Annotated in this window: 14 protein-coding genes and 1 pseudogene; 4 read left to right on the forward strand and 11 right to left on the reverse strand. The window is 69.8% G+C overall.

Annotated elements, in window-relative coordinates; all coding sequences use genetic code 11:
- Both JDV09_RS24750 and JDV09_RS27560 read right to left on the reverse strand, forming a co-directional pair.
- A partial coding sequence (locus JDV09_RS24750; protein ID WP_221371792.1) for a DUF222 domain-containing protein occupies positions 1–467 on the reverse strand: 467 nt, incomplete at its 3' end.
- Positions 468–517: 50 nt separating this feature from the next.
- Positions 518–784 (reverse strand): annotated as a pseudogene (locus JDV09_RS27560) (hypothetical protein); the annotation flags it as partial.
- A 310-nt stretch (positions 785–1094) separates the two neighbouring features.
- On the opposite strand from JDV09_RS27560, the gene JDV09_RS24755 reads away from it, so the two are divergent.
- Positions 1095–1763 carry a potassium channel family protein gene (locus JDV09_RS24755; protein WP_221371793.1) on the forward strand — a complete coding sequence of 223 codons (669 nt, stop codon included), beginning with the start codon at positions 1095–1097 and terminating at the stop codon, positions 1761–1763.
- A gap of 218 nt (positions 1764–1981) precedes the next feature.
- Entirely contained in the window at positions 1982–3295 is a 1314-nt protein-coding gene (locus JDV09_RS24760; RefSeq protein ID WP_221371794.1) for an adenylate/guanylate cyclase domain-containing protein, read from the forward strand.
- Between the two features lie 127 nt (positions 3296–3422).
- On the opposite strand, the gene JDV09_RS24765 is transcribed toward JDV09_RS24760, so the two are convergent.
- From JDV09_RS24765 to JDV09_RS24775, 3 genes are read right to left on the reverse strand one after another with little or no spacing between them, the layout of a single operon-like run.
- Positions 3423–4928, reverse strand: coding sequence for an FAD-binding protein (locus JDV09_RS24765; protein WP_221371819.1), 1506 nt, complete (start codon positions 4926–4928; stop codon positions 3423–3425).
- Positions 4929–4930: 2 nt separating this feature from the next.
- Positions 4931–5425, reverse strand: coding sequence for a VOC family protein (locus tag JDV09_RS24770; protein ID WP_221371795.1), 495 nt, complete (start codon positions 5423–5425; stop codon positions 4931–4933).
- 45 nt (positions 5426–5470) lie between these two features.
- Positions 5471–6148 carry a TetR/AcrR family transcriptional regulator gene (locus JDV09_RS24775; protein WP_221371796.1) on the reverse strand — a complete coding sequence of 226 codons (678 nt, stop codon included), beginning with the start codon at positions 6146–6148 and terminating at the stop codon, positions 5471–5473.
- Between the two features lie 109 nt (positions 6149–6257).
- Here JDV09_RS24775 and JDV09_RS24780 point away from each other — a divergent pair, with 109 nt between their 5' ends.
- Positions 6258–6719 carry a nitroreductase/quinone reductase family protein gene (locus JDV09_RS24780; protein WP_221371797.1) on the forward strand — a complete coding sequence of 154 codons (462 nt, stop codon included), beginning with the start codon at positions 6258–6260 and terminating at the stop codon, positions 6717–6719.
- On the opposite strand, the gene JDV09_RS24785 is transcribed toward JDV09_RS24780, so the two are convergent.
- The 6 genes from JDV09_RS24785 to JDV09_RS24810 all read right to left on the reverse strand — a co-directional run bounded on the left by JDV09_RS24785 (position 6710) and on the right by JDV09_RS24810 (position 13471).
- On the reverse strand, positions 6710–7348 hold the full coding sequence (locus JDV09_RS24785; protein ID WP_255605995.1) for an Rv1815 family serine proteinase: 639 nt from the start codon (positions 7346–7348) through the stop codon (positions 6710–6712). The two genes, JDV09_RS24780 and JDV09_RS24785, sit on opposite strands and share 10 nt — an antisense overlap.
- Before the next feature lie 235 nt (positions 7349–7583).
- Positions 7584–8201 (reverse strand): LysM peptidoglycan-binding domain-containing protein, encoded by a 618-nt coding sequence (locus JDV09_RS24790; RefSeq protein ID WP_221371799.1) that lies wholly within the window; start codon positions 8199–8201, stop codon positions 7584–7586.
- Positions 8202–8267: 66 nt separating this feature from the next.
- Positions 8268–9674: an NAD(P)/FAD-dependent oxidoreductase gene (locus JDV09_RS24795; protein WP_221371800.1), complete on the reverse strand. Its 1407-nt coding sequence runs from the start codon at positions 9672–9674 to the stop codon at positions 8268–8270.
- A 10-nt stretch (positions 9675–9684) separates the two neighbouring features.
- Positions 9685–10578 carry a sterol desaturase family protein gene (locus JDV09_RS24800; RefSeq protein WP_221371820.1) on the reverse strand — a complete coding sequence of 298 codons (894 nt, stop codon included), beginning with the start codon at positions 10576–10578 and terminating at the stop codon, positions 9685–9687.
- 58 nt (positions 10579–10636) lie between these two features.
- Positions 10637–12208, reverse strand: coding sequence for a carboxylesterase/lipase family protein (locus JDV09_RS24805; RefSeq protein WP_221371801.1), 1572 nt, complete (start codon positions 12206–12208; stop codon positions 10637–10639).
- A 72-nt stretch (positions 12209–12280) separates the two neighbouring features.
- Entirely contained in the window at positions 12281–13471 is a 1191-nt protein-coding gene (locus JDV09_RS24810; RefSeq protein ID WP_221371802.1) for an MFS transporter, read from the reverse strand.
- Positions 13472–13544: 73 nt separating this feature from the next.
- Between JDV09_RS24810 and malQ the strand changes: the two genes are divergently transcribed.
- Positions 13545–15716 (forward strand): 4-alpha-glucanotransferase, encoded by a 2172-nt coding sequence (gene malQ, locus JDV09_RS24815; RefSeq protein ID WP_221371803.1) that lies wholly within the window; start codon positions 13545–13547, stop codon positions 15714–15716.
- The last annotated feature ends 53 nt before the right edge of the window (positions 15717–15769 follow it).

A 15769-nucleotide genomic window follows, 5' to 3' on the forward strand; every position in this document is an offset into this window, starting at 1 on the left:
ACCGTGATCGCGGTGTCGAGTTTGTCGCCGGAGAGCACTCCCCACCCGGCGGCGCTCTGGGCGAACTGTTCGTCCAGCGCTGCCCACACCGTGTCATCGACGACCAGCCGGGTCAGCCACAGGATCCGCACGATCACCCGCTCGCTGAGCTGCCCGGCCATAAACAGCCGCGCCAGGTTGGGCAGTTTGTCGCGTAGCGTGGCCGCGGTCGTCATCATCCCGATCGCGCGGCCGTGTGAGACCGTCAACGCGCACCCCACCTGGGCGGCGGCATTGTCGATGTCGTCACAGGCCCAGGTCGAGTGCAGCTCTCCGGCGTCGGCGCGGCGTTTCCATTCGGCCAGCGCGGCGAACTTGCGCGCCTCGGCTGCCGCCGCGGTGCGCGCCCAGCCGGCGATCGCGTCGATCAGCTCGGCATTCGAGGCGGCGGCCACCGCGGCCGGACCAGGAAGCGAACTATCGAACATGTGTACGATCCTAGACGCGGCGGATGCCCGCGATGCCGGTCAAGACCGCTTCACCCGAAACCTGGGGATGAACCCGCGATTGGGGATAACCGCCACGTGGCGCCGGCGCCGCGTGTTCCCCGCCCTCCAAAGCGGGACGCGGCGTGTGCGCCGGCGCTGGCCGCGTGTTCCCCCGCCCGCCGCCCGAAGAACGATCCCTCGCCGTCGATGGAGACCCCCAGCCCGCCCAACGTGGAACCGGAGTTCGTCTCCGGCCCCAGTGACAGGTCGAACGCCGCCGACGGCCCGTGAACTTGTGCGGCAAGGTGTTCCGGCTGCGGGCCGGGCTGCCCCAGCACGAAGGCCGTCGGGTCTTCGTAGGTGCGAACTCAACGAGACTCACGCACTTGCCGTAAACCCTATGGCGGACGGAAGCGATTGGCCGAAGAGTTGTTGCGCTTGTGGCGAATTCGCGTCGCTTTGATCGGTGCAGTCCGCGCACTACGGACAAGAGGGAACCAGTAAAGCCTGAGCGGGCATGTGTACCGATGTGATAGGCCATTGGCTGTGCCCGACAGAACGGATGGGCCGACGAGTCGATACAGACCATTGTTCGACGATGCGTCGCGACGGCTGGACTCGTTCGGCGTGGCGCTGGTCCTGACACTGTTCCTGCTCATCACGCTGCTGCTGGTGGACACCGTGCTCGGCAGGATCGACTCGGCGGTCGCCCTGGGTGTGACCGGCCTCTCGACAGCGTTGACGCTGCAGTACTCGCTGCAGGCATCGGGCCTGGCCGGGCGGTATCAAGTGATGGTCGCGATCGCTGTCGGCATTGGTCTGATGGCGAATCTGGCGTTGATCATCATGCGGGTCATGCAGTCGGATATCCCCGACCACCAGGGTCGCTGGGAAGTCCGCGCCCTGGGTCCGGTCTGGGTGCTGATCGCCTTGCTGACACCGCTGGCATCGAACCGGCGACTGCTCAAGCACCGCAGGGTGAGCCTGAACACGCTGTTCGCCGCGGTCGCGTCATACCTTCAGATCGCGATCGGGTTCGCATTGCTCTACCAGGTCATCGACAGCTACTCCAGCGAGCCCTTCTTCGGCCGCGCAGTACCCTCCACCGTGTACATGTATTACAGCCTCACCACCATCTCGACGTTGGGGTTTGGCGACTTTACGGCTGCTACCAACCTGGGTCGCGCGGCGTCGGTCACGGAAGCCCTGATGGGCCAGATCTATCTCGTCATCGTTGTCGCAATGCTGGTGGGGCTGTTCATCGGTTCGCGGGACACCAAGCCTGACCGGGGATAGGACTCGAGTTCGACAGGGCCACAAGGTCAGGGAACGGCACGACAACGGCCTAGCCACCGAATCGGATCGCACGCATTCCTAGCGACGGAGGCGTCGCTAGGCGTCTTGAAATGACGCTGGCAGCGATTGCGGAAAGTACACTTTAGAGAATCTTCGTGAGCAGCAGAAACACTGCCGACACACACCTCTTGACCGGCTGCTCGGCTTAGACTTCCGGCGTGTTCTCGGAGACGCGGTACGCGCTGAACGGCGACCTGCGCGTCGCCTATCGCACGTCACGCGAAGGTCCTCGCGACATCGTGTACGTCCCGAACTGGTTCACAAATTGTGAGGTCGTCCCGGAATTACCGTCCTTTCGAGGCTGGGTCGAAGCGATGACATCGCTCGGTCGACTGATCTTCTTCGACCAGCCGGGCACGGGAGCCTCCGATCCCGTCACACCGGACGCGCTGCCGACCTTGGAGCAATGGGCCGACAGCATCACCGGCGTGCTCGACGACCTCGGCAGCAGCGAAGCGGTTCTCACCGCGTCGAACGCCGCGTTCGCGCCCGCTGCGCTGTTCGCGGCGACACACCCGTCGCGCACCACCGCGTTAGTCGTGCTCGACGGTTTCGCAGATGCGAGCGGCACCCGATTCATACAAGACGAAATCGAAGCTGCCATCGCCCGCATGTGGGGCAGCGGGAAGATCCAACATCAGGTAAATCCGGACATGCCGTGGAACGAGGAGATCCGGGCAACGTGGGCTCGAATGGAACGCCTGGCGGCGAGCCCGCGAACTGTCGCCCTCATGCTCCAACTTGTGTCGGAATTGGACGTGCGGGCGGTCCTTTCGACAATCCGCGTGCCAACCCTCGTCGTCCAGCACGCCGACGGCCTGGTTATTCCGCCCGCGAAGGGCAAGTTCATCGCCGAGCACATACCCGGCGCTAAATATGTTGAGGTGTCAGGCCGCAACTGGTACCACATCGTGGAACCGGGGTGGCGCGCATCGTTCCAGGAGATTGCCGAGTTTCTCACCGGACATCAGGCCGACGTGCCCGAGGATCGGGTGCTCGCCACGGTGCTGTTCACCGACATCGTGGACTCGACCCGCCAGGCCGCCGAGATCGGCGACCGCGACTGGCATGCGCTGCTCGACGCGCACGACGCCGTCGTCCGAGCGCAGCTCGCTCGGTTTCGGGGCCGCGAGGTGAACACGTCGGGCGACGGTTTCCTGGCGATGTTCGACGGACCGCAGCGAGCGATCCGCTGCGCCATGGCGATCCGCGACGCGGTGCAGTCGCTCGGCATTGAGGTGCGCGCCGGGTTGCACACCGGCGAGTGCGAGGTGCGTGGCGATGACATCGGGGGGATTGCCGTGCACATCGGTGCGCGCGTGGCCGCTCTGGCCCGGGCCAACGAGGTGCTGGTGTCGAGCACGCTGCGCGACCTGGTGATCGGATCAGGGCTCGAGTTCGAGGAGCACGGCGCTCACCAACTCAAGGGCGTGCCCGGCGAGTGGCGGCTTTTAGCCGTCGCCTCTGCGTAACGGTGGGTTTCGGCGAAGCCCATCTCGCCTGTAGGCACCTGTGCACGCGGTGGAAACGGCACAGGCACTTGAGGTTTGGCGGACCGGGTAGCCCACGGTGACGATGTAGGTGACGGCAGGGGCTTCACTATCCGCGTGCCGCGGCGTGTTCCCCGGCCCGCCGGGCCGCGTGTTCGCCCGCCCGCCGCCCGAAGAACGATCCCTCGCCGAGCTGCGTCCCGCTGGCGTAGCCCTTGCCGTCCTGGGCGATGTTGGCCGCGCACGCACCCGCCGCGTACAACCCGGGCACCGGGGTGCCGTCGGCGCGCAGCACCTCGCCGTCGATGGAGACCTCCAGCCCACCCAACGTGAAACCGGAGTACATCGCCCGCCCCAGCGACAGGTCGAACGCCGCCCATGGCCCGTGATCCTGTGCGGCGAGGTATTCCGGCTGCTTGTGAAAGTCGGGGTCGATCCCGGCGGCGGCGTTGGCGTTGTAGCGCTCCAGGGTCGCGGCGAGGTTGCCCGCGGGGATGCCCAGCGCTTCCTCCATCTCGGCGATCGTCTCCCAGCCGTCGATGAACCGGATCAGCGGCATCTCCGGCATCCGGGTGTGGGCCTCGTCGACGATCAGATAGGCGATCTGGTCGGGCTGCTCCAGCACGAAGGCCGAGGTGCGGGAGTGATAGGAGTCCTCGGCCACGAACCGCTGACCGTCCTTGTTGACGATCACGCCGGTGAGCAGGATCTCCGGCGGATAGGCGGCCGCGGTGATGAACAACTGGTCCATGTTCGTCGCGGCGCCGCCGGCCGACACGCCCAGCTTGATGCCGAGCCCGTCGTCGTTGGGATTGCCCAGGATGTAGGGCGCCACCGCACCGTGGTGCTTGGTCTTGCGTTCCTGGCCGAGGGCCGGGGTGTATTCGTCGACCATCTCGGCGTTCATCGCGAACCCGCCCGCGGCGATGACGACCGACTTGGCCTTCACCGCACCGGATTCGGTGAAATGCTTCCAGCGCACGCCGACGACCGCGCCGTCGGCGTCGACGACGAGGGCGGTGGCGCCGGTCTCGTAGCGGATCTGCACACCCAGGTCGGCGGCGCGCTTGAGCAGCAGGTCGATCACCATGGCCGCGCCGCCCAGTTCGCCTGGGACCGGCACGGAGTGACCGCGCGGCGCCGGCTCGGCCTGCTCACAGAATGGCCACACCTTCTCGTTGCCGGTGTAGGACAACCCCTCGGTGCCCGGCGGGACGACCACCTTGCCGGGGTAGAAGCTGCGCTCGAACTGGAAGCCGAGCGCCTCGAGCCAGTCGAAGTGCTCGACGCTGCCCTCGCAGTAGGCGCGGATCTTGGCGTGATCGGGGTCCTTCGAGACCGCGACGAGGTACTTGTACATCTCTTCCGGGGTGTCGTCCTGCCCGGTGGCCCGCTGCACCGCGGTCCCACCACCGAGGTAGAAGTGACCGCCGGCCATCGAGGTGGTGCCGCCGGCCGCGGCGGCCTTCTCCAGCACCAGCACGCGGGCCCCGGCCGCGGCGGCGCTGACCGCCGCGCACCCGCCGGCGATGCCGAAGCCGAGCACGACGACGTCGGCCTCCTCGGACCACGAGGCGACGTCGTCGGCGTTGACGGTGTCCGGGATGTGCTGCATGGTCACTCCTGCTCCTCTTTCACATACTGGAAGAACGCGTGGATCTCCGGCGGTATGTGGGCGATCTCGATGAACGGCACCCCGGCGTCCTCGGCGCCGACGTAGGCGAACCGCATCCCGCCCGGCATCGTGCCCGTCATCGCGACGGTGGCGCCGCCGCGTTCGGCCGCACGCACGGCCGCGGTGAACGCCTCTGCGTCGGGCGCCTCGACGCAGATGTGGTGCAGCCCCGGCCCGCAGCGGTCCAGGAACTCGGTGTAGACGCTGTCGCCGCGGACCGGGGCGATGATCTCCAGTTGCGTGGCACCCGCGTAGCTGAGCGAGATGTCGGCGACGGCGTCGGCCGGACGGCCGTGGTAGGTGCAGGTGTCCGGGCCGAAGTGCACACCCGGCATGCGGATCCACTTCCTGGCGCCCAACAGCGAGCTCAGCGCCGTCTCGGTGGCCGCGAGATCGCCGGTCACCCAGGCAATCTGGACAGGTGTCTGGTGAAGCATCGGTTCGAGGATATCGCCCGCGCATCGTGCTGGCTAGAACGTGTTCTAATTCTGCCGCAGCAGGGCGGTCACCAGGGCCACCTGGGCGTCGAACACCCCGGCCGGGTCGGCGAAGCCGTCGGGGCCGTACTGGCCGAACACCTCGAGGCTGATCGCGCCGACCAGCGTGGACCACGTCAGCAGCGACTTGGCCACCACGGAGTCGGACCCGGCGAAGCCGAACTCGGCGCGCAGCTTGTCGAAGTCCGACGATAACGACTGCGGCACAATGGTTCCCGACTCGGGGACTTCGCCGGCCGCGATGCCGGCGGCGATGACGGACAGTAGCGCCGCGACGACCCGGGTGCCCGGTCCGACGGTGGTCGCCGGGGGCGCGTGATAGCCGGGAACCGGGCTGCCGTAGAGCAGCGCCCAGCCGGCCGGTTGCGCGACGGCCCACCGGCGGGCGGCGTCCGCCATCGCGGCCAGTCGCTCATGCCAGGCCCCGTGGGCGCCCGCGCCTTCGACCGCATCGGCGAGCGCGGTGTAGCCGTCGACCAGCAGCAGCGTGAGTAGTTCGTCGCGGCTGCCGACATAGCGGTAGACCGCCGAGGACACCATCCCGAGGTCGCGCGCGATCGCGCGGAGCGACAATCCGGCCGCGCCCTCGGTCGCCAGCTGACGCCGTCCGAGCTCGATGATCCGGCCCTCGATCCGCTCGCGGCTGTCCTGGCGCTTGCCCACGGGGTCCAGTGTGGCAGAAACGAGATCACCGCTCTTGATTTTCCCCGGGGCCGGTGCCAGGCTAAAGCGAGAGCATTGCTCTCGATTTGACCGCAACGAGAGGAAGACGATGTCACGAATCGGCGAAACCCGGCGTTACGACGCACCCGGGATCGGGGCACGCGCCTTCAACGGCGCGATCCGCCGGCTGGCCGAGGCCGGTGTCAGCACCCAGGGCGCCACGGCCCTGCGGGTGCGCGGCCGCCACTCGGGCCGGACGCACGCCGTGGTGGTGAACCTGCTGCGCGTGGACGGTCGGGACTATCTGGTGTCACCACGGGGCGACACGCAGTGGGCCCGCAACGCGCGCGCAGCCGGAGAGGTCGAGCTCGGGCCGCGGCGCCGATCGCAGACCGCGGGGATCGTCGAGATCGGGGACGACGACAAGCCCGAGCTGCTCAGGCGCTATCTGGATCGGTGGTACTGGCAGGTCCGGGGCCATATCGGCGGGCTGACACCATCTTCGACCCCCGAGCAGGTGCGCGCGGCCGGGGCGTCGATCCCGGTGTTCGAGGTCGTGCGTCAGGGCTGAGCCGGTGACGCGGGCAGGATCGCCGACGCCGCGGAAATGGTGTCCTGGGTGGCCTGCTGGCTGGCGGCCTGCCACGACACCGCGGCCGGGAACGTGCCCCAGGTGCTGTTGAACAGGCCGATCAGCACCGTGCGGCCGTCGGGCAGCGGCGTGTAGACCGGGCCGCCCGAGTCGCCCTTCTTGCTGACGACGCCGTGGCCCATGGTGAACCAGCCGTTGTTGACGGACTCGATCGTGCCGCAGCTCTCCCCCGTCACGACGCCGAAGTGGCACACCGGCATGCCGACCACCGGCAGCACCGCCGGATCGGTGACCAGCACCTTGCCTCCGGGCAGCACGTTGTGCACCACCACCTCGGAGGTCAGGTGGATCACCTCCCAGTCGGTGATCTGATGGTTGGTGTCGACGGTGGTGCCGTCGGGTGTGTTGTCGCGGAACGAACCCTGCATGCCGATGACGTTGCCGCCCTTGTCCGAGACGGTCCCGGTGGAGCGGCAGTGGCCGGCCGTGAACGCGGTGCGCGTCTGCGGGTCGACGTAGCCGAGCGTGCACAGCACGGTGTCCTGGTGGATCTCCATCCCGGGATGGACCAGCACGCCGGGTTCGGCCTGCGCAGGCGCCGAAACCATCAGGGCGAGAGCGGGAATCACCGCTGCGAGCAGCGCATGCAGCAGTCGCAGCGGCGACGCTGTGGACGACCGAACAGGCACTGCCCCCTCCGCTCTCCCCGTCAAGTGAGGTGTCGGCTACCGCCGCGGGCGCGTGATATCGGGTGATATCCGCTGGTGCGGTCGGTGTAACTGCCTCATCGCGGTTCGATAAACGGACGTTACAGGCGGCGCGCCGGAGACGCCCACCGAATGCTCAGGGGATGGTGAGCACCTGCCCGGGATGGATGAGATCGGGGTTGGCGACACCGCTGGCGTCGGCGATGCGCTGGTACTGGGCACCGTCGCCGTAGAAGCGCTCGGCGATGGCCCAGAGGGTGTCACCGGAGACAACGGTGTAGGTCCGCGGCGCCGGAGGTGCCGGGGCCGGAGGTGCCGGCGGCGGTTCCTGGGCGACGTGCTCGGCCTTCGTCCGCGCCTTCATCGTGGAGGCGGGCTCGGCGGGTTCGGCGGGTTCGACGACAGGTGGCGGGGGCGGCGCATCGGTCTGGGTGCCCGACGACCAGGCCGCTTTGTCGTCGGCGTACAGCACCAGATTCCGGTCGTCCTGCAGCACCAGACGGACGTGCTTGGCACCCTTGGTGTCGCTGTGCCACACCGGCTTGTCGGGGGTGTAGAGGACGAAGTTCCCGTCCTTCTGAACCTCGGCCCGTACGACGTCTTCACCGTCGGTGCCGGTCGCCCACACCGCACGGCCGCGTTCGGCCAGGACGAGGTTGCCGTCGTCCTGCAGCGTCACCGTGTATGCGCCGTTGGGCGACGTGAGCGCTTGTCCGCGTTGAAGTTTCTCGCCTTCGCGAAGGGTGTCCGCCATGCCTGTCTCCTCCTTGTTCGCCGATATGCGCGACGGTACTCCGCCAGGGTGTACGGCGGACGAAGATCAGGAGTCGAAGCCGAGCCCCACCGCATCGAGTGCGCGGAGCAACAGGTTGCGCCTGCCTGCAGCGTGGTCGGCGCGGTCCAGTGACCACCGGGTGGCCTGGATCCCGGCGCTGGCCAGCGGCTCGGGAGGAAACGGCAGCGGCTTGCGGCGCACCATCTGCAGCCCGGTACGCGGGGTCGGCTCACCGTCGAGCAGGTCCAGGCACACATCGGCGGCGAAACGCGTCGCGCCCACCCCCAGCCCGGTGAACCCGTTGACGTAGGCGACGCGGCCCTCCCGGGCCAGGCCCCAGTGCGCGCAGAACCTCGTGTTGGTGTCGATCGCACCGGCCCAGCGATGGCTGAAGCGGACGTCGCGGAGCTGCGGGAAGGTGATGAAGAAGTGTGCGGCCAGCCGCCGGTAGGTCTGCGGGCGGTCCTCGTAGGACGAGTCGACGCGGCGGCCGAAGTGGTACACCGCGTCGTAGCCGCCCCAGACGATCCGGTTGTCCATCGTCAACCGGTAGTAGTGGAACTGGTTGGCGCTGTCCCCCACGCCCTGCCTGCCCCGCCAGCCGATCCGGTCCAGCTGCTCGTCGTCGAGCGGCTCGGTGGCCAGCACGTAGTCGTACACCGGAACGGTGGCCAGCCGGTTGCGGCGCAGCAGGCTGGGAAAGACGTTGGTGGCCAACACGACCTGGCGGCAGGTGATCGTCGGGCCGTCGGTGTGCACGCGCACCGAGGCGCCGCCGGAGTCGATGCGCCGGGCGGTGGTGTGTTCGTGGATGTCCACCCCGGCCTCGCCGCAGGCCCGCGCCAGCTCCAGCGCCAACTTGGCGGGGTTGACGATCGCGCAGGTGTCGGCGCTGAACAGGCCGGCCAGATAGGTCGGCGAGTGCACCTGCTCGCGGACCCGGGCGAGGTCGAGCAGTTGCCCCCGGTCCTCGGCGGCGGCCTGCTCCAGCCACTCGACCTGGTGCGGTTCGGTCGCCACCGTGAGCATCCCGGTGCGCTGCCACTCGGTGTCGAGGCCCAGTTCGGCGATCTCGGCCTGCATGTCGTCGAGGTTGTGCCTGCCCATCGCCTCGAGCGTGTCGATCTCGTCGGGCCAGCGGGACCGGCCGTTCTCGAACCCGTGAGTCAGGCTGGCGTCCACGAAGCCCCCGTTGCGCCCGGACGCGGCCCAGCCGATGCGGTCGGCCTCGACGAGAACGATGCGGCGGTCGGGGTGGCGGCGGGCGGCGTGCAGCGCGCTCCACAGCCCGGTGTATCCGCCGCCGATCACCAGGAGATCGCAGGTCAGCGGGCCGCGCGCCGGGGGGTGTTCGGGCCGTGGCAGCTCCAGCCACACCGATCCGGGGGTGCTGGCCGACAGGGAGTCGTCGACCAGCGCGGGGTCGACGTGGGCGTCGAAGACCGTCTCCACACCGCGCACACTACGTCGTGGCACGCGCCTCCGTCCCCGAACGGCCGGCCCCTGCCGCCTCCCAACCCGGCGGACCGAAGACATAGCCGAGTTTGGCGCGCAGGCCGCGCGCGGCGCGCACGTCGCGACCGATCGCGGCGTATTCGCGGGTCTGCAGCTTCCAGATGTTGAAGGTGTCCACCGGCTTGGTGAGCCCGTAGTGCGGGCGGAACAGCTCGGGCTGGAAGCTGCCGAACAACCGGTCCCAGACGATCAGGATCCCACCGTAGTTCTTGTCCAGGTACTCCGGATCCATGCCGTGGTGCACCCGGTGGTGCGAGGGCGTGTTGAAGACGAACTCGAAGGGCCGCCACAGGGTGCCGATGCGCTCGGTGTGGATCCAGAACTGGTAGATCAGGTTCAGCGAGAAGCTGAAGAACACCATCCACGGCGGAACGCCCAACAACGGCAACGGCATCCACATCAGGATCTCGCCGCTGTTGTTCCATTTCTGGCGCAGTGCGGTGGCGAAGTTGAAGTACTCGCTGGAGTGGTGCGCCTGATGGGTGGCCCAGATCAGCCGGACCCGGTGCGCGGTGCGGTGATAGGCGTAGAACAGCAGGTCGACGCCCACGATGGCGAGCACCCAGGTGTACCACTGCGTCGCCGGGAGGTGCCACGGCGCCACATAGGCGTACAGCGCTGCATATCCCAACAGCGCCAGGAACTTCCATGCGCCCATCGTGAAGACCGAGACCAGGCCCATCGAGATGCTGGCCCAGGAGTCCCGGGTCTGGTAGGAGCCCGACGCCGGGCGGGCGGCACCCTCGGCGGCCTGCAGGCGCTCGAGCTTGTGCGCGGCCGTCCACTCCATGATCAGCAGCAGCAGGAAGAACGGTATCGCGAACAACACCGGGTCGCGCATCTGCGGCGGCAGAAGGTCCAGGAACTCCACGGGGCACCTCCAGGGCGAGTCTACGGTTCTACCGGAAGCTCAGGACGTCATCGCCCCAGGCCCGGCGGACCTCGGCATCGAGGTCGTCGACCACCGAATCCTCTTTGTCGATCACCAGCGTCGGCCGCCGTTCGGCGTCGTAGGGATGCCACTCGGGATCCCCGGCGCCGCCGGTCGGGGTGCCGTGTGCGGCGAAGTTCACCCACCGGGTCCGCAGCCGTTCGGAGACCGCCTGGCCGGCCTTGCGGCCACCCAGGGCAAACGTCGGATCCTTGCGGCCGGCAACCAGATTGCCCCACACGTAGGGCAGTTCGGTGGCGTGGGCGGCGTGCAGCCGCATCAGCCGCAGCACCGGGGTGGCGAAGTCGAAGCGGTACAGGTAGACGGGGGCGACCGCCCGGTGCCCGTCGGCGAACCAGATCGACGGCATCCGGAATCCCAGGTCGCTGCTGACACCCATCCCCCTGACCTTCTTGCGGCCGCGGTAGGTGCCGTCCAGGTCGGAGGCGCTGGGCAGCCGCACGGTCGGTTGCTCCGCGGCGATCTCGGCGAACATCGCCCGGACCGACTCGGGCGTCACCGGCATCAGCGGGGACTTCATGTAGCGGAACAGCGCGGCTTCGTTCTTGTTCGTGCCGATGATCAACGGGACCGGGTGGGTGCGCCCCTGGCGCGCCAGCGCCACCGGGTAGTCGGGCAGGAAATCTCCGTCGACGATCGGGGCGAACGCCAGCGTACCGGGGGTGTTCACCGGCACCTCGTCGAACACCGTGCGCGACGCGGCGACGATGGTCGCGATCGGCAGCGCTGCCAGCCGGTCGAGTTCGCCCGACCCGATGCCGAGCACGTCGAGGAAGCGGGTGGCCACCCGGCGGGCGCGGCCGGTGTCATAGGAGGACGTGGCCGGCGAACTCTGGGCGATCGCGGCGTGGAACAGCCCGGCAGCGGCGGGGCTGCCGAGCAGGGCCGTGACCACCCCACCGCCGGCGGATTCACCGAACAACGTGACCCGGTCGGGGTCGCCGCCGAAGCCCGCGATGTTGTCGCGCACCCACTGCAGTGCGGCCACCACGTCGCGCAGGCCGACGTTGGTGGCGAAGCGTTCGGGGTCGGCGCCCAGCGTGACCAGCTCCAGGAAGCCCAACGCGCCGAGCCGGTAATTGACGGTCACCACCACGACGTCGCCGCCGGCCGCCAGCGCCGCCCCGTGGTAGAGCGGTTGGCTGGCTGCGCCCAGGATGTAGGCACCGCCGTGCACCCACACCATCACCGGCTTGGCGTCGCCTGCCCGGGTGCCGGAGGGGGCCCACACGTTCAGCGACAGGAAGTCCTCACCCTGCGGAGCGCCGAGGTCGATCGGGATTCGCGGGTCCGTCGGCTGCGGACACACCGGGCCGACCCGGCCGGCGTCGGCCGGCTCCGACCACGGCTGCGGGGGCTGCGGAGCCCGCCAGCGCAGGTCACCGACCGGCGCAGCGGCGTACCGGATGGCCTTCCAGGCCTGCACGGTTCCGTCGTCGACGCCGCGGACCGGGCCATGCGCGGTTTCGACGACGGGTCGCCCCACTGCGGTGTTGCGGGTCGTCGGGTCCGCGGTCATCCGAGCTCCTTCGGTCGGCTACTGGTACGTAAGTGTACCCGTCGGTATCGGGCTGTCGTCCACGCGCGCGGGTCAGCCCGGTCGACGCCGGCCGAGCACACCGGCGAGCAGCACCACCGCGATCCCGGCGACCGGCACGCTGAGCAGCCCGACCCGCAGTCCCGCGGCATCGGCCACGAATCCGACCAGCAACGGCGCACCCAGGAAACCGATCCGCATCAGCCAGGTCAGCACCGTCAGCCCGGTGCCGGGCCGCAGGCCGGGCAGCTCGTCGGCGGCGTGCATCGCCGCGGGCACCACCGTCGCGACCCCGAGGCCGGCCGCCGCGAACCCCGCGATCGTGCCGGGCACCGTGGGCACCGCCAGCGCCGCGCCCATCCCCGCCGCGCACAGCGCACCGCCGGCGCGGACCACGGCCCGCTCACCGAACCCATCGACGAGCCGGTCCCCGACAAGCCGGCCGATGAACAGGAAACCCATCAGCGCGACGAAGCCGAGGGCCGCGACCGACCCGGGCGAGCCGAGGCTGTCCCGCAGGTACAGCGCGGCCCACGAGTTCCCCGCGTCCTCGACGGTGGCGCCGGCGACCGCGATACCGACCAAGGCCAGCAGCGTCAGGTACACCGCCGCGCTCACCGGCCGCCCACCCGCGCCGGTGGCGGCGGGGTGGTCGTCGTGATCGGCGCCGCCCAGCAGGTGGGGATACGCCAGAGCCACCACCGCGGTGCACAGCACCGCGGCGCCGCCGAGGTGGAGGGCCCGCGGGAGGTGCGCGGCGATCGCGGCCGCGCCCGTCAGGCCGCCGAGCACCGCCCCCATCGCCCACACCGCGTGCAGCGAGTTGATGATCGAGCGGCCGTAGCAGCGTTGTACCCGTAGACCGTTGACGTTTTGCGCGACGTCGGTCACCGCGTCGCTGCATCCGGCGGCGAACAGCGCCGCGGCGAATGCCACGGGCGTGCTCGACACGCCCGCGGTGACGATGAACCCGGCGAGGACCACCGTGCCGACCACCGCGACGCGCGCCGAGCCGAATCGACGGATCAGCACCGCGGCGGTCAGCCCGGCCACCAGTGCCCCCGCCGAGAAGGAGGCGACGGCGCCCCCGTAGACCGTGTTGGACATCTCCAGATCGGCTTTGATCTCCGGATACCTGGGCAGCAGGTTGGCGCACAGCGCGCCGTTGGTCAGGAACAGGGCCGCCACGGCCACCCGTGCCCGCCTGAGGCGCGCCGCAGCGCCGGGCAGCGCTTCGGCCGCCATGGCCGTGACCCTACCGGTCCGGTCGGCGTCGCTCGCTGCGCCGAGATCCCCATCGCCGGGCAAGATTGGCGCCATGGCGGATGCAGGGGACGTAGAGCTGTCGTCGTCGCTGATCGAGCTCGCGCACCGGTACGGGGTGTCGACCGGATATTCGGACTGGACCGGGCGCCCCGTGACGGTCGGTGCGGCCACGCTGGTCGCGGTCCTCGACGCACTGGGGGTGCCCGCCGCGACCGAACCCGACCGTGCCGCCTCGATCGCCGCGCACGACCGGGCCCACTGGGCCCGGTCGCTGCCCCCGTCGATCGTCGGCCGCGCCGGCGCCAGCACGCCGTTCTGGGTGCACGTCACCCACGGCGACCCGGTCCGGCTTTGGCTGAGGCTCGAGGACGGCAGCGTGCGCACCGGCCTGCGCCAGCTCGAGAACAACAGGGCCCCTTATGATCTCGACGGCCGCCTGGTCGGTGAGGCGACCTTCGAGCTGCCCGCGGACCTGCCGATCGGGTATCACCGGCTGCACCTGCAGGTCGGGTCCACCGACGTCGACAGCCCGGTGATCGTCGCGCCGTCCTCGCTCGAGCCGCCGGCCCGGCTCGGCGCGGGCCGCGCGTGGGGGCTGGCCACCCAGCTCTACAGCGTGCGTTCCCGGATGTCGTGGGGCATCGGGGATCTGACCGATCTCACCGACCTGGCGGTGTGGTCGGCGGCCCGCCACGGCGCCGGGTTCATCCTGGTCAACCCGCTGCACGCGGCGGCGCCGACGGCCCCGATGGAGCCCTCGCCGTACCTGCCGACGTCGCGGCGGTTCGTCAACCCGATGTACCTGCGGGTGGAGGCCGTCCCGGAGTACGCCTTCCTGCGCCAGCGCGGCCGGGTGCGCAAGGCACAGGAACAGCTCCAGGCCCACGCCGACCGGTCCGGGCAGATCGCCCGTGACCGGGCGTGGAAGGTGAAACGCGCCGCGTTGGAGAGCGTGTACCTCGTCGAGTTCTCCGCAGGCCGGCAGATCGCCTACTCGGCGTTCCTGGAGCGCGAGGGCGCCGACCTCGACGACTTCGCCGTCTGGTGCGCGCTGACCGAGCAGTACGGTGCGGACTGGCACACGTGGCCCGAGGAACTGCAGCACCCCCGTGGCGAGGCGGTCGCCGCGTTCGCCGCCGAGCACGCCGCCGAGGTGGACTTCCACCGCTGGCTGCAGTTCCTGGTCGACGAACAGCTGACCGCAGCCCAGGCCGCCGCGCTGCAGGCCGGCATGGCGCTGGGCATCATGCACGACCTCGCGGTCGGCGTGGACCCGAACGGCGCCGACGCGTGGGCGCTGCAGGACGTGCTCGCCCTCGGTGTCACCGCGGGCGCACCGCCCGACGAGTTCAACCAGCTCGGCCAGGATTGGTCGCAGCCGCCGTGGCGGCCCGACCGGCTCGCCGAACAGGCCTACGAACCGTTCCGGGCGCTGGTCAACGCGGTTCTCAGGCATGCCGGCGGGGTGCGCATCGACCACATCATCGGGCTGTTCCGGCTGTGGTGGATCCCCAAGGGGGCACTGCCGACCGAGGGCACCTACGTGCGCTACGACCACGAGGCGATGATCGGCATCGTGGCGCTGGAGGCCCACCGGGCCGGGGCCGTCGTCGTCGGCGAGGACCTGGGCACGGTGGAGCCGTGGGTGCGCGACTACCTGCGCGACCGAGGCCTGTACGGCACCTCGATCCTGTGGTTCGAGATGCAGCACGACGGCAGCGGGCGCCCGCTGCCCGCCGAGCGGTGGCGGGAGCACTGTCTGTCGGCGGTCACCACCCACGATCTGCCGCCGACGGCCGGCTACCTGGCCGGCGAGCATGTCCGGCTGCGCGACCGGCTGGGCCTGCTGACCCGGTCCGCAGAGGACGAACTGGCCGCCGACCTGGCCCAGCAGCAGGCCTGGCTGGCCGAGCTGCGCCGGGTCGGGCTGCTCGCCGAGGACGCCGGGTCCGCCGGGTCCGCCGAGGATGTCGACGAGGTGGTGCTGGCGCTGCACCGCTATCTCGGGCGCACGCCGTCGCGGCTGCTGGCGCTGTCGCTGGCCGACGCCGTGGGCGAGGTGCGCGCCCAGAATCAGCCCGGAACGACCGACGAGTACCCGAACTGGCGGGTCCCGCTCGGTGACCCACAGGGCCGCCCGATCCTGCTCGACGACGTCTTCACCGACCCCCGGGCGGCCGCCCTGTGCGAGGTGATGCGCGCCGCGGTGACCCCACGCATGTAACGCCAGGCGGTTCTGCAGCGGTTTCACATTGGACCGGCCTGCGATATGTTCGC

The organism is Mycolicibacterium xanthum (assembly GCF_019710635.1).
In the GTDB taxonomy this organism is placed as follows: Bacteria; Actinomycetota; Actinomycetes; order Mycobacteriales; family Mycobacteriaceae; genus Mycobacterium; species Mycobacterium xanthum.